The sequence below is a fragment of the Vibrio aphrogenes genome, from assembly GCF_002157735.2.
In the GTDB taxonomy this organism is placed as follows: domain Bacteria; phylum Pseudomonadota; class Gammaproteobacteria; order Enterobacterales; family Vibrionaceae; genus Vibrio; species Vibrio aphrogenes.
This window is the reverse complement of sequence record NZ_AP018689.1, coordinates 177,538-197,026: the sequence shown is the minus strand read 5'-3', so window position 1 is coordinate 197,026 and position 19,489 is coordinate 177,538. Positions and strand designations below refer to the sequence as shown.

Here is a 19,489-nt window from a genome sequence, read left to right as displayed (position 1 = left end):
ACGTTATGTCTGAAATGACACCTCGTGAAATTGTTCATGAACTCAACCAACACATCATTGGCCAAGATAAAGCGAAACGTGCCGTGGCTATTGCCCTACGTAACCGCTGGCGTCGCATGCAATTAGACGAAGCTCTGCGCGCAGAAGTGACTCCAAAAAATATTTTAATGATCGGTCCAACCGGTGTGGGTAAAACAGAAATTGCCCGTCGTTTAGCCAAATTAGCCAACGCCCCTTTCATTAAAGTCGAAGCGACTAAATTCACTGAAGTGGGCTATGTCGGTAAAGAAGTCGAATCTATCATCCGTGATCTGACTGATGTTTCCGTCAAACTGACACATCAACAAGAAATGGAAAAAGTAAAATACCGCGCAGAAGAACAAGCCGAAGAGCGTATTTTAGATGCCTTACTTCCACCACCACGTGAAGGCTGGGGACAAGACGAAAAAACTTCGGAGAGCAGCTCTCACACTCGCCAAGTCTTCCGTAAAAAATTACGTGAAGGCCAATTAGACGATAAAGAAATTGAAGTCGATGTTGCTGCGCCGCAAATGGGGGTTGAAATCATGGCGCCTCCAGGTATGGAAGAGATGACGAATCAACTGCAAGGTATGTTCCAAAACCTCGCAGGAGATACGAAAAAAAGCCGTAAGATGAAAATCAAAGATGCTTTCAAAGCGTTAACGGAAGAAGAAGCAGCAAAACTGGTCAATCAAGAAGACCTTAAAGAGCAAGCGATCTTTAATGTCGAGAACAACGGCATTGTCTTCATTGATGAAATCGATAAAATTTGTAAACGTGCAGACCAAACCGGTGGTGGCGATGTGTCTCGTGAAGGGGTACAACGTGATTTACTGCCCTTAGTCGAAGGAAGCACAGTCTCAACCAAACACGGTATGGTGCGCACCGACCACATTTTATTTGTGGCATCGGGAGCTTTCCAAGTGGCTCGTCCATCGGATCTGATCCCTGAATTACAAGGCCGTTTGCCGATTCGTGTTGAGTTAGAAGCCTTAAGCAGCCATGACTTTAAACGTATTTTGACTGAACCTCATGCCTCGTTAACCGAGCAATATCGTGCCTTGATGGCCACAGAAAATGTCGATATTGAATTTACCGAAGAAGGCATCACGCAAATTGCTGAAGCCGCTTGGCAGGTCAATGAAACCACCGAAAATATTGGAGCACGTCGCTTACATACCGTCATGGAACGATTAATGGATGAAATTTCCTTTGATGCAACAGATAATCCTGGAATGAAGGTGGCTATTGACGGCGATTACGTGAAACAACGTTTAGGTGAATTTGTCGCTGATGAAGATTTAAGCCGCTTTATCTTGTAAGATACCCCTCATTATTCGATATAATATAAAAGCTCGCCCTCATGCGAGCTTTTTACTTTCCGGTATATCAGGTGTACGTCCCTTGCTATACTTTCTTAGTTTATTCGCCCTAACTGTATAATTATATGAAATCATCCTTAGCTATCTGGCTTGATGCCGCTAGACCAAAAACTTTATTGCTTGCCATTGCCGCGATTGCCACCGGTAGTAGCCTTGCGTATGCCGACCACCACTTTTCTTATGCAATTTCTTTGTTGGCTTTATTGACCGCAACTCTGCTGCAAATTTTATCGAACCTAGCCAACGACTATGGCGATGCAGTCCAAGGAACCGATAACGAAAACCGGATCGGCCCAATTCGAGGCATGCAACAAGGAGCCATTACTCAATCAGCGATGAAAAAAGCCATTGCGATTAACATCGTCTTCATCGTCATCAGTGGATTGGTGTTAGTATTTTATGCCCTACAAACTCCAACCAGTATTGCAGCCTTTATCATTTTAGGTTTCTTGTCGATTATCAGCTCGATTGCTTATACCATGGGAAGCAAGCCTTATGGCTACATCGGTCTTGGTGATATTTCGGTCTTTATCTTTTTTGGATTGCTGGCGATTCTAGGCACCTACTTTTTACATACAGGAACCATTACCGCCTCACTCTTATTGCCTGCTATTGGTTCTGGTTTATTTTCCATGGGCGTTCTCAATATCAACAATATGCGTGATGTGGAAAACGATACTGTCAGCAACAAGCGCACTCTAGTGGTTCGCATCGGAATAGCCAGAGCCAAATGCTACCACCTCGGATTATTAGCGTTAGGTTGGCTCACCATGACGGGCTACTTATTGATGCATGTACAGCCATTTTGGCTCAATCTCTCCATGCTTATCCCGTTGATATTTGTGACTAAACACGGTGTGACGATCTGGAAAGTTCAGCAATCAAAACAGTTTATTCCTATGCTACCTGATATGGTGAAATGCGCCTTTATTACCAATATTATTTTCGCTGTGACTGTCGTTTTAGCCCAACAATAAGCTCCCTCCTCACTCGCTTCAACAAAATGACCAACTCACTTCAAAAACCAACGACCATGGATGGTTGGTTTTTGAAGTGAATCAAACCGTTAACCTAAAGACGTGTTGAAATCAAAGTCTGTTCAGGAAAATGTCCTTTGTCATTGCAAAGCCACCCTGAGCGGATATACTCGTAACCATCCCCTGAAAGCAAAGAGAAACCACTATGGAATACAATACCTCTGCACTGTGTGATATTTACCAAGATCAAGTTGATGTTGTTGAGCCTATGTTTAGCAACTTTGGCGGTTTAACCTCATTTTCGGGGCAATTAACCACAGTAAAATGCTTTGAAGATAACGGCATTATTCGCACCATCTTACAAGAAGACGGAGCGGGTCGAGTGTTATTAATTGATGGTGGTGGCTCATTACGTCGTGCTCTTATTGATGCTGAAATTGCAGCATTAGCAGAAGAGAATGACTGGGAAGGGTTGGTTGTTTACGGTTGTGTCCGTGAAATTGATGATTTAGAAGAAATGGAAATTGGCATTCAAGCAATAGCTTCCATTCCTGTCGGCGCTACTCAAAATAACATTGGTGAAGTGGATGTACCCGTCAACTTTGGTGGCGTCACTTTCCTTCCAGAAGATTTTTTATACGCCGATAATACCGGTGTGATCATTTCTCAAGAACCTCTGGATATTGAACTCGATCTTGACGATGACGAGCTTGAGCCATTAGAAGATTAATTCTTTATTGTTCTTGTTGGTTAAGCACAAGACTGATCATAAAAAAACAGAGCGCAAAGGCTCTGTTTTTTTTATTCAATAAACGCGACATTAAGATGTCTGGCTTATTCTACATCGTCCATTTTACCAAGCAGGTTACGGACACGCTCTTGCCATGCTTGTTGTTCTTGACGCATCGCTTGAGTTTGTTGCTCTAATTCCGCACGGCCTTCACGTAGTTGACCGGCTTCAGAAGCCAATTGCTCATTTTTTTCTTTAAGCTCTTCCACTTCCATTTGCAATAATGCAATGGTATCCACTGCGGTTTGGATTTTTGCTTCTAGCTGTTCTAATACTTCGAAAGACATCTTTGCTACCTATTAAATGACCATGATGAGCGACAAAGTTGACCACATGGTTTCTTTATCACGTTCGTTACCCTCATTCTACTCAGCTTGCTTCTCTGTGCCACTGTCTTATTCAACTATTTCGGCTTAGATGCGCAAAAAAGCAACAAACTTCACTGAATTATGACAATTTGGGTGCCACCCTCCAACCATATCCTATTGATAACCTTATTTTCCAGCCATCAAAATCAAAAATGCAAACGTTACCGTTTTGGCTGTGCTAAAATACGTCGCATAATTTTCTTCTCTTTTGGATTTATTGGGAGTCAGTATGAAACGCGATTTAGCATTAGCATTTTCTCGAGTGACAGAAGGTGCTGCGCTTGCCGGATATAAATGGTTAGGCCGAGGCGATAAAAATGCCGCTGATGGAGCCGCAGTAGCCGTGATGCGTACCCTACTGAATAAAACTGAAATCAGCGGTGAAATCGTCATCGGTGAAGGTGAAATTGATGAAGCGCCGATGCTGTATATTGGCGAGCAAGTTGGCCTAGGTGGAGATGCCGTAGATATCGCTGTTGATCCGATTGAAGGAACTCGAATGACTGCAATGGGTCAATCGAATGCCCTCGCAGTATTAGCCGCGGGTGAAAAAGGCAGCTTCCTAAAAGCACCGGATATGTACATGGAAAAACTGGTAGTTGGCCCAGGCGCAAAAGGTTGTATCGATCTCAACAAATCCGTAGAAGAAAACATCCGCAATGTGGCTAAAGCATTAAATAAACCACTACATGAATTAACAGTCATCACTTTAGCCAAACCACGTCACGATCAAGTGATTGCCAATATCCAAAACATGGGCGCGCGCGTTTTTGCTGTGCCAGATGGTGATGTTGCAGCCTCTATTTTAACTTGCATGCCGGATAGTGAAGTTGACATGATGTACTGTATCGGTGGTGCCCCTGAAGGTGTGGTTTCTGCTGCTGTGATCCGTGCGCTTGATGGTGATATGCAAGGTCGTTTATTGCCACGTCATGAAGTAAAAGGCGACAGTGAAGAAAACCGTATCCATGGTGAACTGGAACTGAAGCGTTGCGCAGAAATGGGTGTACACGCAAACGTCGTCTTAAAAATGGACGATATGGCGCACAGTGATAACGTAGTATTTGCCGCAACCGGAATTACCAAAGGTGACTTATTAGAAGGGATCACTCGCAAAGGTAATATCGCGACCACGGAAACCTTAGTGATTCGAGGAAAGAGCCGTACTATTCGTCGCATTAAGTCAATCCACTACCTTGAGCGTAAAGATGACGATGTAAAAGATCACCTTTTATAAGCCACTGAATGCTTCAAAATTAACGCAACTTTCGAGTTGCGTTTTTTATATCCGTCACTTTGATAAGCTACCCTTGTTAAGAATTAGACTATGTTAAGTGTTTGCTTTATTAATTTTTTCAGCCATCATAGCCATAAGAGTGCCATCACTTTGGCTCTTATTTCTATAGCCACTTTTCGATAGCAACAAGGCGAATCCATGAAAACCAGCGATAAAATTCTCGACATAATAAAACGTGAAGGCCAAATCACGGCACGTCAGTTAGCTGAGCATTTATCGATCACGACAATGGGAGCTCGCCAGCACCTACAAATGCTCGAAAATGAAGGGTTGATTAGTTTTAATGATATCAAAATGAAAGTCGGACGCCCGGCTCGCCATTGGTCACTCACCCAATTAGGCCACAACCAATTCATTGACCGCCACCAAGATTTAAGCATCGATATTCTTACTTCTATTGATGAGGTCTTTGGCCTTCCTGGCATTGAGCAGATCACCGCTCAACGTGAAGCAAAAATTTTACGTCGTTACCAGCAATACCTTTCTCACTTCCACACGACAGAAGAAAGATTGCGTGCGTTAGTTCAGTTAAGAGAACAAGACGGTTACATGGCAGAATTAGAAGTCACTGCAACTGGCTATTTTTTAACGGAAAATCATTGTCCTATTTGCTTTGCTGCCAAACAATGCCCACAATTGTGTCGCTCGGAGCTCAATATCTTTCAAACCTTATTTAAAGATGAATGCGATATTCAACGCCAAGAGCACATCATACAAGGGGCGCATCGTTGTCGTTATAAAATTACCCTGCACTTATAATACGGCTCGACTTATAACAACGGCTCCAGTTACAAAAAAGCAGCTCCTTGGCTGCCTTTTTACATTTGCTCATCTTCCTTTACTCTGGCTCCGCACCATATTGATTCTCACCCTGAGTGCCTTTCATGAAACCACACTCAATCAGCATCCAAATCCCACAAATTAATGCCAATAGCGATACCACCAGTTGTACGCTAGAAGAGCTTGACGTAGCAGCGGCTTCTGTTGGCACCATTAAGCGCCCAAGCACTAATGGGACGTGCATCAATAGCCAACGATTAGATTTGTTGCGATCATGCCAGCGCTTAGCCGTGACCGCTAAATCGGGAAATAATAAAGCTGCACTGGCTATAAGAATCACCAACTCGGTATAATGGCTTGAGATATTTTGAGCGCCGATCCCTATCAGCCCCATCATGACCAAATAGTAAAACAGGTTCCACATCCAAAAACGCTGACGAGAAATCCGTCCTTGAAAAGAAAATAACCATTGTTTTATTGTCATTCTCTCTCCTTTAATGACTGCTTAAATTGGTCACTTTTTGAAAACACTTTCTATCCATATCGCGAATATTCACCGTCAAGCTGGCCACAAAAGACGCTTTTGCTTGCAGTGTTGCCATCAATGATTGAGCAAGGGCTAATTTCTGCTCATCCGTCCGACCATCTAATAATTCCACTGTGATATGAATAAAATCAACCTCATTATCAAGGTCGCCAACCAACCAATGATGCGTGCGTAATGTTCTTGATTTAACGTCTTGAATCTCAAACAAACCACTTTGAATCGTCACTTGATGTAAGTCTTCGAGTAAGGCTTGGGTATTGATCCGTTCTTCAATTGAGTTCGAATATTCCATGACGACATTGGGCATATAGCATCCTTGTATAGCAAAAAAACAAAACAGCCTACACTATCTAATCTTTCCCATTAGATAACAATAAAAAATCTCAGTGAGCGTTAGACTTCTCCCTTTCCATTGGCTACGTTTTATTCGAGAGAAAAACAGCGACTAGCCAATTTGCTATAAAACACCGCAAAAAGCCGTGCACTACTCGATATTATTGATCGTTTAGGCATGATGAGAATCATGATCTCATCACATTAATCTGTTATATTCCTTGGTAGCCATTTAAGATCGTTGGATCTTAATTTTAATTTAATCGAATTGGAGAATATCCTATGCGTCAACCTGTAGTAATGGGTAACTGGAAACTAAACGGCAGCAAAGAAATGGTTGTTGATTTGCTAACTGGTCTAAATGCTGAACTTGAAGGCGTAACTGGCGTCGACGTTGCAGTCGCTCCACCAGCACTGTTCGTTGATCTTGCAGAGCGCACTCTGACTGAAGCAGGCAGTGCCATCATTCTTGGTGCTCAAAACACTGACCTACACAACAGTGGTGCATTTACTGGTGATATGTCTCCAGCGATGCTAAAAGAATTCGGTGCGACTCACATCATCATCGGTCACTCTGAGCGTCGTGAATACCACAACGAATCAGACGAATTTATCGCTAAAAAATTCGCTTTCCTAAAAGAAAATGGTCTAACTCCTGTTCTTTGTATTGGTGAATCTGAAGCGCAAAACGAAGCAGGCGAAACTGTTGCTGTTTGTGCTCGTCAAATCGATGCTGTAATCAACCTTCTTGGTGTTGATGCTCTAAATGGTGCGATTATCGCTTATGAACCAATCTGGGCTATCGGTACTGGTAAAGCTGCAACTGCTGATGATGCACAACGCACTCACGCACAAATCCGCGCTCACATCGCAGAGAAATCTGAAGAAGTGGCGAAAAACGTTGTTATCCAATACGGCGGCTCGGTTAAACCAGAAAACGCAGCAGCTTACTTTGCACAACCAGACATCGATGGTGCTCTAGTTGGTGGTGCAGCACTTGACGCGAAAAGCTTTGCAGCGATCGCGAAAGCAGCAGCAGAAGCAAAAGCGTAATAATTCGTTATTCGACGCTGAAAGCTCGAAAGCTCGAAAGCTCGAAAAAATAGCAAAGACTGGCCTAGTGCCAGTCTTTTGTTTTTTGCACACATAAAAAAACCGCTGGCATAGCATGACCAGCGGTTTTATAAGCTTTCGTCTCGGAAAAGTTAGAACAACTCTTCAGCGACTGAGTATAACTCTTCATGAAGTGGACGCTTCATGTTCTCGATAGCATCAATGATATCATGGTGAACTAATTGCTCACGTTGAATACCAACACAACGACCACCATGGCCTTCTAATAATAGGTGAACGGCATAGTTACCCATACGAGAAGCAAGAATACGGTCAAACGCTGTTGGACAACCACCACGTTGAATGTGGCCTAATACTGTCGCACGCGTTTCACGACCGGTTGCAGCTTCGATATCTTTCGCTAATTCATTAGCATCTGTAATCAATTCAGCAAGCGCAATAATGGCGTGTTTTTTGCCTTTTTCGATACCCGCTTTAACGCTCTTGATCAATTCTTCTTTATTCAGCTTATGTTCAGGGGTAATGATGTACTCACAACCACCAGCAATCGCTGACATTAATGTTAAATCACCACAGTGACGACCCATGATCTCAACGATAGAAATACGTTGGTGAGACGTTGAAGTATCACGCAGACGGTCAATCGCATCAATAACAGTATTCAATGCTGTAAAGTAACCAATAGTGTAATCGGTACCAGCAATATCGTTATCAATCGTGCCTGGTAAACCGATGCATGGGAAACCCATTTCAGTCAGCTTCTTAGCACCCATGTAAGAACCGTCACCACCGATCACAACTAAGGCATCAATACCGTGTTCTTTTAGGTTTTCAATCGCTTTAGCGCGTACGGCTTCATCTCTAAACTCAGGGAAACGAGCTGAACCTAAGAAAGTACCACCACGGTTGATCACATCAGAAACGCTTGAACGATCTAATTGCTTAATTTTTCCTTCATAGAGGCCAAGGTAACCATCGTAGATACCACATACCTCAATGCCTTTGCTTAACGCAGTACGTACCACACCACGAATCGCAGCATTCATACCTGGTGCATCACCACCACTTGTTAAAACACCGATCTTCTTAACCATGATTACCCTCTAAAAATATTAAAATGAAATTCTTTTGTTCAACCATCGACACTGGCCATTCTCTTTCTAGCCTAATACTGAATGAATGGTTCAATCCAAAATCCTCGCTGATTCATCTTGTTGATGATTGCTCGCACAAAGGCGGTCAGCAATAAAGATTATAAAATTCATAGGCACTCAACGTAATATACAAGTTTGTCGCTTAATGATGTTGATTCATATCACTTTGCATTGCATTTTACCTGTCCATAAGATAGACAATAGCCAGCGGTTTGTCTTTATTTTAATGCGCCAAGTCACATAATTTTACGTGATATCCGCCCATTCGGCTAATCGGATTTGTCATTAATTCATCAATTTACTGGCTGCTCTTTTGCACTTGGAACTACTGAAATCGGATCTTGGTGAATGATTACATCAGAATGTGGGAATAACGCATACAATTTCGCTTCCACCGCATCACTAATTTGGTGTGCTTTAAGTAACGGCAAATGGTCATCTAACTCAATATGAACTTGAATAAAACGCACCGGCCCTGACATGCGAGTGCGTAAATCGTGCGCGCCTAATACTCCTTCTACCGAAATACAGGCATTTGAAATGGCTTCCACCTCTTCTTGGGGTAGTTGACGATCCAACAATGACTGAATCGCTTCATGCGCCATTTGGTAAGCGCTGTACAAAATATATACCCCAATTCCCATCGCAAATACCGCATCCGCTTGTTTCAAGCCATACCAACTTAAGACCAGCGCAATCATGATCGCAATATTCATGAATAAATCGGTTTGATAATGCAATGAATCGGCCGCAATGGCTTGACTACCAGTTTTACGAACCACGTGCTTTTGAAATAACACTAAGCTCGATGTCATCAAGATAGCAAAGCCACTGACCCATACCCCAAGCTCTGGCGAAACTAAAGCTTGCGGTCGGAAGAAGCGATCAACCCCGTTTAATAGTAAGAAACAGGCCGAACCAGAAATAAACATCGCCTGAGCCAGCGCCGCCAAAGATTCTGCTTTACCATGCCCAAATTGATGCTCTTTATCCGCCGGTTGAGTGGCATAACGCACCACCAATAAATTGGTCAATGAGGCCGCCATATCCAACAATGAATCAACTAAAGAAGCCAATAAACTGACGGAGTTGGTTTGCCACCAAGCAATCAATTTCACCACCAGCAGCACCGTGGCAATGATCATGGCTGCCCATGCTGCTGAGTTCACCAATTTTGCGTAATTCTTATCCACGTCTTGCCTCTTCAGACTTTTGATGTTCAATCACTATAGTTTTTCTAAGCGTGCATACTCAGTGACCAGCCATTTGATCCCTTCACCATTAAAGGCGACCTGAACTCGACTTTGAGCACCGCTGCCTTCAAAGTTGATGATCGTCCCTTCACCAAATTTGGCATGTTTGACCCGTTGTCCTAAGGAGTAGCCGGTACTGTTAAAGTTGTCTTTCACCGCACTCGCCGCAAAGCGACCAGACGTCACCGGACGACTGACTTGCGCCTTCATTCGCACTTCATCAACACAGCTTTCTGGAATTTCACGAATAAAACGCGACGGTTTATGGTATTTATCTTGCCCATACACACGGCGCATTTCTGCATAAGTGATGTAGAGTTTTTCCATCGCTCGGGTCATGCCGACATAACACAAACGGCGTTCTTCTTCTAAACGCGCCGCATCTTCTGCCGACATTTGATTTGGGAACATGCCCTCTTCTACCCCCACCATAAACACTAATGGGAATTCCAATCCTTTGGCGCTGTGTAGTGTCATCAGTTGCACCGCATCGGTAAACTCATCCGCTTGACCTTCACCAGCCTCTAATGCCGCGTGCGATAAAAACGCCGACAGCATACTCATGTCATCAGCTTCTTCTGGCTTTTCAAACTGACGCGCTGCTGTCACCAGTTCTTCCAAGTTTTCAATGCGTGCTTTGGATTTTTCGCCTTTTTCCATCTCGTACATAGTAAACAAGCCCGATGATTTGATCACCTGATCAAACTGCTCGTGCAGCGCTAAATCAAAAGTGTCATCTTCTAAGGCATTGATTAATTCGATAAAACGACTAAAGGAACTTGCAGCCCGACCAGAAAGGACTTTTTCTTCAATTAATTGAACTCCGGCTTGCCATAAGGTAGTACCGCGATCACGAGCCGTCATGCGAATGGTTTCTAGGGTTTTTTCGCCTAAACCACGCGTTGGGGTGTTCACTATACGCTCAAACGCTGCATCATCATTACGGTTGTTCATTAGCCGCAGATAGCCCAGCGCATCTTTGATTTCTTGACGTTCGAAGAAGCGCATCCCGCCATAAATGCGATACGGAAGACGCGCTTGAATTAAGGCCTCTTCCAAAACCCGCGATTGGGCGTTATTACGGTACAACATCGCACAATCGACCAGCGGTGTGCCTTTTTCATGCCATTCTTTAATCTTATTAACCGCAAACCGGGCTTCATCCAAATCGTTATAAGCGGAATACAATGAAATCGGTTCGCCATCTTGGCCATCGGTCCACAAATCTTTCCCCATACGCTCAGTATTATTGCTGATCAGCTCATTGGCAGCATTAAGGATATTTTTGGTGGAACGGTAGTTTTGCTCCAAACGAATGGTGTGCGCTCCCGGAAATTCACGTAAGAATTTTTGAATGTTTTCAATTTGTGCGCCACGCCAGCCATAAATTGACTGATCATCATCACCGACAATCATCACATGTGCATCCGGCCCCGCCATCATGCGTAACCAAGCGTATTGAATGTTGTTGGTATCTTGAAATTCGTCCACCAAGATATGTTTAAAGCGTGCTTGATAATGTTCACGTACATGCACTTTATCGCGCAATAACTCATGGCAACGCAGTAAAATTTCGGCGAAATCCACCAAGCCAGCACGGTCACAGGCCTCTTGATACGCTTGGTAAATTTGCAAATAGGTTTTGGCAACTGGGTCGTGATAAGTATCGATATGGCTAGGGCGTAAGCCTTCATCTTTTTTAGCGTTAATCCACCAGCTTGCTTGCTTGGCCGGATACTGCTTTTCATCGAGGTTTTGCGCTTTGATCAAACGACGCAATAAGCGAATTTGGTCTTCGGAATCGAGAATTTGGAAATCTTCAGGTAATTTAGCGTCCATATAATGCGCGCGCAAAATACGATGACAAATACCGTGGAAAGTCCCATTCCACATACCCGATGAAGTCCCCATCATCAGCTCTTCAATACGACCACGCATTTCTTTGGCAGCCTTGTTGGTAAAGGTCACTGACATGATCGAAAACGGCGAAGCTTGCTCCACCGTCAATAACCAAGCAATGCGATGCACCAATACGCGGGTTTTGCCACTACCTGCGCCCGCCAGCACAAGTAAGTTTTCCAATGGAGCGGCAACCGCTTCACGTTGTCTGTCGTTAAGACCGTCGAGTAATAAAGAAGGATCCATCGTCATCTACTGGTTATTTATACATAAAAGCAGAGTATACACGAAGTTTCGCTTAGATTTTAGCTCTCAAATTAAGCTTTCAATACATCACCGCCGCTTTCACTCCATGTGATTTAGTGACATGCCTCCCTCTATGATGGCTCTCTATATAGACGGGATAAATACTGTCAAAAAACTGCAAGATCGGCGGTGTAAATTGAAATGAGTATTGAAGTAGGAGCGAATGATGCAAACCAGTCCTTTTCGTTTACCCAATGTCACCCCTTTTGGCTTACTGGAACGTGCAGCCGAAAAAATCACGGGATTAAGTACCCTCGACTCGTATTATCAACAACGTCCTAAGACCTTAGATAGTAAAGTCTTTTTGCGCCATACCTTAGATAAACTCAATATTCATTATCGTCTTTCATCGGGCACCTTGGCTGACATTCCTAACCACGGCCCTTTAGTGATTGTGGCAAATCACCCTCTTGGTGCGGTGGAAGGGGTGATCTTGGCTGAAATGCTGCTCAAGGTACGCCGTGATGTCAAAATCTTAGCCAATCAATACCTCAAACGAGTACCAGAACTTGCACCATTATTTATTAGTGTCGATGTGTTTGAAGGAAAAAATGCCATTAGTGAAAACATCAAAGCACTGCGACAAGGGGTACAACACTTACAAAGCGGCGGCGTATTGTTGGTATTTCCTGCCGGCGAAGTCTCTACCTTTGATCAACACGGCCAATTAAACGATAAACCTTGGAGCCGCTCGGTGGCTAAGTTACTCAAGCGCAGTAACGCCAATGCGCTCTCTATTTATATTCATGGCCATAACAGCAAATCCTTTTATTGGGCTGGCAAAGTTCACCCTTACTTACGCACCGCCTTGTTAGGTCGTGAGATGCTCAACAAAAGCCAGCAGATAATTGATATTTCCATAGGTGAAGTGATTGATCGTAAGGAGTTTGCAAGCTTATCTAGTGAACAACAGCTTGTCGATTATTTAAGGTTAAACACTTATTTGCTTGCCCCAAGAGCAGAACACCAACCACCGACCTTGCCACAGCATGATCCTATGATCGAACCGATCCCGCGCGATCAACTACAACAAGAGATTCAAAGTCTCCCAAGTGCCGCTCATTTACTCACCTTCAAACAATTTGAGGTCTATTGCACCCCATCTCAAGCCATCCCACATCTCATGCAAGAAATTGGACGAATTCGCGAACGCAACTTTCGCTTAGTCAATGAAGGCACAGGTAAAGCCTGTGATATCGATGAATTTGATGACTCTTATCAACATCTGTTTATTTGGGATAATGAAGCACAATGCTTAGTCGGTGCTTACCGCTTAGGGTTAACTGACCGTATTGTTCAAGATAAAGGGGTAAAAGGGCTCTATTCACGTACCTTATTTGAATATGACGAAAAACTGATAGCCCAGTTTGGTCATGCCATAGAAATGGGACGCTCTGTGATTGACCTGCCTTATCAACGCAGCTTAACCGCCTTAATGTTATTGTGGAAAGGCATCGCTACTTATGCCGCTCGCCATCCACATTACACCCATTTATTTGGCCCAGTCAGTATCAGCAGTGAATACAGTCCGACCGCTAGGGAATTGATGGTATCGACCTTAGAGAGGCACCATTTTGACCAAGACAGTGCGAACTTGGTCAAAGCAACTAACCCATTAAAAAAGACCCCCAACACCTTTTGGCGTGCCGATATGTTGTCCTCTCTTGCGGATATTCAGCTTTTATCGAAGGTGTTAACTCGCTTAGGTCAAAAAAGCCTGCCGGTATTATTAAAACAATACCTAAATCTCAACGGCAAACTAATCAGCTTTAATGTCGATAAGAACTTCAATGAGGCCCTTGATGGTTTAATCGTGGTGGATCTGCGTAGCGTGCCACAACGAACGCTCGCGAAATATATGGGGAAGGAAGAGAGTGTGGAATATTTGAAAAAACATAAAGCGTAACTCGAACACTCCGTTTCTCGTTGCTCGTGTCTTGAAAAAGAAAAAAGCTGAGAACCGTTAACATTTCTCAGCTTTTTTTCTGTTTTATAACGCTTTTATTGAATCACGAGCAGCGTAGCACCCTAGAAGCGCAGCGCTCGCTGATCGTTCCCTTACATCCCAAACACCCACGCGGCTAAGGTGTAACTCAACGCAGTGATAATGAAAATACCAATCACGTTCAGAACAAAACCCGCACGGATCATTTCTTTAATTTTCAGTTGCCCCGAAGCAAACACAATACTGTTTGGTGGAGTTGCCACAGGCATCATAAAGGCACAGCTTGCGGCTAAAGCAGCAGGGATCGCTAACATCGCAGGATGCGCGCCCATCGCCACAGCAATAGGACCAAGCAAAGGCAAGAAGCCCGCTGCCGTCGCAGTGTTACTGGTCACTTCCGTTAAGAAAATAATCGCCGCCGTCACGATCAACATTACCACGAGAATCGGCATGCCATTAGTCGCACTTAAACTTTGACCAATAAAGTCCGCCAAGCCAGATGATTTAATTTGTGCCGCTAAGCTCAAACCACCACCAAACAGCAATAACACTCCCCATGGCAGATTTTTGGTGCTTTCCCAATCAAGCACGAACTCTTGTTTCTTAACATTGACCGGAATAATAAACAGCAATAGCGCTGCGAAAATAGCAATACTGGTATCGTTAATCGGCAAGCCGGTCCATTTGGCTAATAATGGTCGAATGATCCAGCTCACTGCCGCACCAACAAAAACCACTGCGACCCATTTTTCTCCTTTGCTTAAATGGCCCAATGAATGCAACTGCTCTTTTAATAAACCTTTTGCATCACCCGATTGAGTATTTGGCAATTTATAGGAGATTTTGGTTAGCCACACCCAAGTAATCGCCAACATAACAATCGTCAATGGCAAACCCACTAACATCCATTGACCAAAGCCCAATTCAATATGATAGGTAGTGGATAAATAAGCCGCTAATAGCGCATTAGGTGGTGTACCAATTAAGGTCGCCAGCCCACCAATACTAGCAGCGTAAGCGATACCCAATAATAACGCACTTGCGAACTCTGGGTTTTTATCGCGTTTTTCACCACACACAATACCAATGATCGACATACCGATAGGTAGCATCATTACCGCGGTAGCCGTATTACTCATCCACATAGAAAGAAATGCGGTGACCAGCATCAAGCCACCCACTTGGTGAGCCGGCTTATTGCCAACGGCTAACATCGCAATCAACGCAATACGTTTATGTAAATTCCATTTCTCCATCGCAATCGATAGCATAAAGCCACCCAAGAACAGAAAAATAAGTGGGTTAGCATAAGGTGCCGTCGCGGCTTTAATGTCTGCCGTCCCTAAAAGAGGCGATAAAATCATCGGTAAAAAGGAAGTCACAGGGATCGGGGCGGCTTCCGTAACCCACCAAATGGCCATAAAGGTCGCTAAACCTATCATTCGCCAAGCTGACTCAGTCATTCCTTCAAAAGGAACCGGAAAGACTAAAGTAAAAATCAACACTAAAGGTCCGAGCACAAGCCCTAAATAACGAGAGCTTCCCGGAATAACAGACTCTTTAACTAATACCGACATAGCACAACCTACCTATACTACAAATTATGTTGCTATTTTAATGACGCTTATCATTAAAAATGAATCGATAAGTTGTCAGTTCGTGATCAAAGCGTAACTTGTTGATCTCAATTCGTGATCAAATCTACCTTATTCCTCTGAGTTTAATTACATTCCGATTACTTTTTTATTATTTAATGAACATTTACCTGCCGTGAAGATTCCATTTAGCCATCTATCGCACCTTCAGTCCCTGTTTTATTTCGCAACTCACTAGAGTGATACAGATCACAATCTAGCGGGAAAATTAATTGATGTTATTTTCTTCACTTTGCATAAAATTTCTTATTAATATTTATATCAAATAAATAATGGCTTAAATTTAAGAATAATTCATTTTCGAAGAATTTTATTTCAATAAAAACGAGATAATATCAATTACACCACGGTAACTATTTAAACAACCATTTAACCTTGATTTTTTTTGTGATCTAGCACAAAGCACAACTCTTCATAGAAAAATAACATAAAAAAGATTAAAAAATTCAACACCTATAATTCTAATAATTAAAAACAACCTTAATTTATATTCATAAAATTACATATATATTAATTTAATTCGTATTGTGTAAGGAGATATTATGTCATCACAAACTGCCCATCCGGATAATATAGAAGAAAAGAAAGGTGGATTTAAATTCCCCTCAGCCTACACAATTTTATTTATTCTCATTGCTTTAGTTGCGGGATTAACTTGGGTTGTTCCATCAGGCCAATATGATCGCGTCATTAATGAAGATTTAGGGAAAGAGGTGCCTATTGCCGGTACTTACCATCCAACGGAAAGTACCCCTCAAGGTATCGTAGATGTGTTAATGGCTCCAATTAACGGCTTTTATAACAGCAGCACCTATGAAGCCAATGCCATTGATGTCTCACTCTTCATTTTGGTGATTGGTGGCTTTTTAGGCCTAGTCAATTCCACCGGAGCGATTGATGCGGGGATTCAAAAAGTCACCAGCCGCCTCAAAGGGAAAGAAGAAATGATGATCCCTATCCTAATGTTCTTATTTGCATTAGGTGGTACGGTTTATGGTATGGCTGAAGAATCACTCCCTTTCTACACATTATTGGTTCCAGTCATGATGGGAGCTCGCTTTGACTCCGTTGTTTCGGCTGCGACTGTGTTACTCGGTGCGGGTATCGGTACGCTAGGCTCATTAATGAACCCTTTTGCGACGGTTATCGCAGCAGACGCAGCTGGCATTGCCTTTACTGATGGTATTGTGGTGCGCGCAATTATCTTAGTTCTCGGTTGGGCGCTGTGTGTCTTTTATGTCATGCGTTATGCTCGTGCCGTCAGAAACGACCCAACAAAATCATTGGTTTACGATAAAGCGGAAGAAAATAAACGCTTTTTCTTAGGCAATAAAGGCGAAGAAGACCTAGAGTTCACTCCAAAACGAAAAATCATTTTAGCCATCTTCACCTTAGCCTTTGGCATCATGATTTACGGTGTATCGGTGTCAGGATGGTGGATGGCTGAGCTATCAGCCTTGTTCTTAGGTGCGTCTATCATCATAGGTTTAGTCGGCCGATTAAGCGAAGAAGAACTGACCAGCAACTTTATCGATGGGGCTCGAGATCTACTTGGGGTTGCTCTGATTATCGGGATTGCACGCGGTATCGTTGTCGTAATGGACGCGGGTGGGGTCACAGATACTATTTTGCATCTAGCAGAAGAAGCAGTCTCTGGCTTATCTTCTATTATTTTCATTAATGTTGTGTACCTCTTAGAGATTTTACTGTCTTTCCTTGTTCCGTCTTCTTCTGGTTTAGCGGTGTTAACAATGCCGATTATGGCTCCTTTGGCTGACTTTGCTGGCGTAGGACGAGATCTGGTGGTGACCGCTTATCAATCTGCTTCCGGCCTAGTAAACCTCGTAACCCCGACTTCTGCTGTCGTGATGGGAGGTCTGGCTATTTCAAGAGTGCCTTACTTACGCTGGGTCAAATGGGTTATGCCACTTTTATTCTGGTTATGTTTAATGATCATGATCACTTTAAGTATTAGCTCTATGCTGTAATAGCAAATCACTTTTCAATAATATTTAAAAGCCAGGATAATTCCTGGCTTTTTTTCATTTTATAAAAAACAAATCATTAACATAATAAATAATTCAAATGTGATAAAAGACCAATAAATAAAAATTTAAAACATAATAAAAAGCAAAATAACGATACAAACTCAATATGAATGAATATTTATAGAAAAACGCAAAATCATCAAAAAGAATAAACTTTCACGAATCACTATAAAATCCCTTTAAATCATAAAATAATGCGCATAAACATCCAGAAATCATCCTTAAATATAAAATCAACACCTAGCATAAAATCATTTGAAAACAAATAGTTAAGTGAATTTACACAAAAAAGTGTGACACAGATCTAAGATTTAAGAGGGTGGAAGATTAATATTAACCACATAGAAATTAAATAAGAAAATAAATAAGAGATTCATAAATTAATTAAATCCAATTAATTACCCTTGCTGTAATAATAAAAAGAGGAAAATAAAAATGAGTAATTTATATGTAGGTTCTGAAATTGGACAACTGCGTAGAGTACTGGTCCATCGTCCACGTCGAGCGTTAACTCATCTTACCCCTTCTAATTGCCATGACTTATTATTCGATGATGTGCTTGCTGTCGAAGATGCTGGTAAAGAGCACGATATCTTCGTTAACACATTGAAATCTCAAGGCGTAGAAGTTTTATTATTAACAGATCTATTGGCTGATACTTTAGGCGTTGCAGAAGCAAAAGAATGGTTACTGTCGACTCAAATTTCTAAATACCGCTTCGGTGAAACTTTTGCTAATGACGTACGCTGCTTCTTATCTGATCTTCCTAATCTAGAACTAGCGAAAATTCTTACTGGCGGCTTAACCTTTGGTGAAATGCCAATGAAATCTTCTTCTATGCTACAAAGCATGTACGGCCCAAATGATTTCATTATTGAACCATTACCAAACCATTTATTCACACGTGATACATCATGCTGGGTATATGGCGGTGTTTCTATTAACCCAATGGCGAAAACTGCACGTCAACGTGAAACCAACCATCTACGTGCGATTTACCGCTGGCACCCAACCTTTGCTGGCCAAGATTTCATTAAATACTACGGCGACGAAGAGAAAAATTACGACCGCTCAACAATTGAAGGTGGTGATGTATTAGTTATCGGACGTGGCGCTGTATTAATTGGTCTATCCGAACGTACAACAGCACAAGGTGTTGAACAATTAGCTTCTAGCTTGTTCAAACACAACCAAGCGAAACAAGTCATTGCGATTGAACTACCAAAAGATCGTTCATGCATGCACTTAGATACCGTGATGACTCACATGCGTGAAGATACTTTCTCTGTTTATCCTAACGTTATTCCTAACGATGCTAACTGCTGGAGCTTAACTGGCGATGAGTCAGGCAAAGTGGTAACCAAACAGCAAGACAGCTACATCCACACCATAGAAAAAGCACTACACGTCGACAAGCTAAACATGATCACAACGGGTGGTGATAGTTTTGAAGCAGAACGTGAGCAATGGAACGATGCGAACAACGTATTAACTGTTAGCCCAGGTGTTGTGGTTGGTTATGAACGTAACACTTACACCAACGAAAAATACGATAAAGCCGGTATTACCGTACTACCAATTCCAAGTGATGAATTAGGTCGTGGTCGCGGTGGTGCACGTTGCATGAGCTGCCCAATCGAACGTGATGGAATCTAAACGA

At 42.7% G+C, this 19,489-nt stretch carries 16 protein-coding genes; 9 read left to right on the top strand and 7 right to left on the bottom strand.

What is annotated here, in order from left to right; translation table 11 throughout:
- Positions 1-5 precede the first annotated feature (5 nt).
- The 3 genes from hslU to rraA all read left to right on the top strand — a co-directional run bounded on the left by hslU (position 6) and on the right by rraA (position 3,110).
- Positions 6-1,343, top strand: a complete 1,338-nt coding sequence (hslU, locus tag VCA1004_RS00930) for an HslU--HslV peptidase ATPase subunit (protein ID WP_086981993.1) — start codon at positions 6-8, stop codon at positions 1,341-1,343.
- A 125-nt stretch (positions 1,344-1,468) separates the two neighbouring features.
- Positions 1,469-2,380: a 1,4-dihydroxy-2-naphthoate polyprenyltransferase gene (locus tag VCA1004_RS00925; protein WP_086981992.1), complete on the top strand. Its 912-nt coding sequence runs from the start codon at positions 1,469-1,471 to the stop codon at positions 2,378-2,380.
- A gap of 205 nt (positions 2,381-2,585) precedes the next feature.
- Entirely contained in the window at positions 2,586-3,110 is a 525-nt protein-coding gene (gene rraA, locus VCA1004_RS00920) for a ribonuclease E activity regulator RraA (RefSeq protein ID WP_086981991.1), read from the top strand.
- A gap of 104 nt (positions 3,111-3,214) precedes the next feature.
- Here rraA and zapB read toward each other — a convergent pair whose 3' ends face one another.
- Positions 3,215-3,457 carry a cell division protein ZapB gene (gene zapB, locus VCA1004_RS00915; protein ID WP_086981990.1) on the bottom strand — a complete coding sequence of 81 codons (243 nt, stop codon included), beginning with the start codon at positions 3,455-3,457 and terminating at the stop codon, positions 3,215-3,217.
- Positions 3,458-3,767: 310 nt separating this feature from the next.
- Here zapB and glpX point away from each other — a divergent pair, with 310 nt between their 5' ends.
- Positions 3,768-4,775, top strand: a complete 1,008-nt coding sequence (glpX, locus tag VCA1004_RS00910; RefSeq protein WP_086981989.1) for a class II fructose-bisphosphatase — start codon at positions 3,768-3,770, stop codon at positions 4,773-4,775.
- Between the two features lie 198 nt (positions 4,776-4,973).
- Positions 4,974-5,594 carry a helix-turn-helix transcriptional regulator gene (locus VCA1004_RS00905; protein ID WP_086981988.1) on the top strand — a complete coding sequence of 207 codons (621 nt, stop codon included), beginning with the start codon at positions 4,974-4,976 and terminating at the stop codon, positions 5,592-5,594.
- Between the two features lie 79 nt (positions 5,595-5,673).
- Here the strand turns inward: VCA1004_RS00905 and VCA1004_RS00900 are convergent, their stop codons facing one another.
- Together VCA1004_RS00900 and VCA1004_RS00895 are read right to left on the bottom strand one after the other, a co-directional pair.
- Entirely contained in the window at positions 5,674-6,099 is a 426-nt protein-coding gene (locus VCA1004_RS00900) for a DUF805 domain-containing protein (protein WP_086981987.1), read from the bottom strand.
- 10 nt (positions 6,100-6,109) lie between these two features.
- Positions 6,110-6,469, bottom strand: coding sequence for a 5-carboxymethyl-2-hydroxymuconate Delta-isomerase (locus tag VCA1004_RS00895; protein ID WP_086981986.1), 360 nt, complete (start codon positions 6,467-6,469; stop codon positions 6,110-6,112).
- 308 nt (positions 6,470-6,777) lie between these two features.
- On the opposite strand from VCA1004_RS00895, the gene tpiA reads away from it, so the two are divergent.
- The gene (tpiA, locus tag VCA1004_RS00890; RefSeq protein ID WP_086981985.1) at positions 6,778-7,548 is read left to right on the top strand and encodes a triose-phosphate isomerase; all 771 of its coding nucleotides are present in this window, start codon (positions 6,778-6,780) and stop codon (positions 7,546-7,548) included.
- A 152-nt stretch (positions 7,549-7,700) separates the two neighbouring features.
- Here the strand turns inward: tpiA and pfkA are convergent, their stop codons facing one another.
- From pfkA to uvrD, 3 genes are all read right to left on the bottom strand, one after another.
- The gene (pfkA, locus tag VCA1004_RS00885) at positions 7,701-8,663 is read right to left on the bottom strand and encodes a 6-phosphofructokinase (RefSeq protein ID WP_086981984.1); all 963 of its coding nucleotides are present in this window, start codon (positions 8,661-8,663) and stop codon (positions 7,701-7,703) included.
- 353 nt (positions 8,664-9,016) lie between these two features.
- The gene (gene fieF / locus VCA1004_RS00880; RefSeq protein ID WP_086981983.1) at positions 9,017-9,916 is read right to left on the bottom strand and encodes a CDF family cation-efflux transporter FieF; all 900 of its coding nucleotides are present in this window, start codon (positions 9,914-9,916) and stop codon (positions 9,017-9,019) included.
- Between the two features lie 33 nt (positions 9,917-9,949).
- A complete protein-coding gene (gene uvrD / locus VCA1004_RS00875) occupies positions 9,950-12,121 on the bottom strand; it encodes a DNA helicase II (RefSeq protein ID WP_086981982.1) in 2,172 nt (723 codons plus the stop codon).
- A 223-nt stretch (positions 12,122-12,344) separates the two neighbouring features.
- Here uvrD and VCA1004_RS00870 point away from each other — a divergent pair, with 223 nt between their 5' ends.
- Positions 12,345-14,087: a lysophospholipid acyltransferase family protein gene (locus VCA1004_RS00870; RefSeq protein ID WP_086981981.1), complete on the top strand. Its 1,743-nt coding sequence runs from the start codon at positions 12,345-12,347 to the stop codon at positions 14,085-14,087.
- Positions 14,088-14,239: 152 nt separating this feature from the next.
- On the opposite strand, the gene VCA1004_RS00865 is transcribed toward VCA1004_RS00870, so the two are convergent.
- On the bottom strand, positions 14,240-15,703 hold the full coding sequence (locus VCA1004_RS00865) for an SLC13 family permease (protein WP_086981980.1): 1,464 nt from the start codon (positions 15,701-15,703) through the stop codon (positions 14,240-14,242).
- A 620-nt stretch (positions 15,704-16,323) separates the two neighbouring features.
- On the opposite strand from VCA1004_RS00865, the gene VCA1004_RS00860 reads away from it, so the two are divergent.
- The gene (locus VCA1004_RS00860) at positions 16,324-17,769 is read left to right on the top strand and encodes a YfcC family protein (protein WP_086981979.1); all 1,446 of its coding nucleotides are present in this window, start codon (positions 16,324-16,326) and stop codon (positions 17,767-17,769) included.
- Between the two features lie 495 nt (positions 17,770-18,264).
- Positions 18,265-19,485: an arginine deiminase gene (gene arcA / locus VCA1004_RS00855; RefSeq protein ID WP_086981978.1), complete on the top strand. Its 1,221-nt coding sequence runs from the start codon at positions 18,265-18,267 to the stop codon at positions 19,483-19,485.
- Positions 19,486-19,489: the final 4 nt, after the last annotated feature.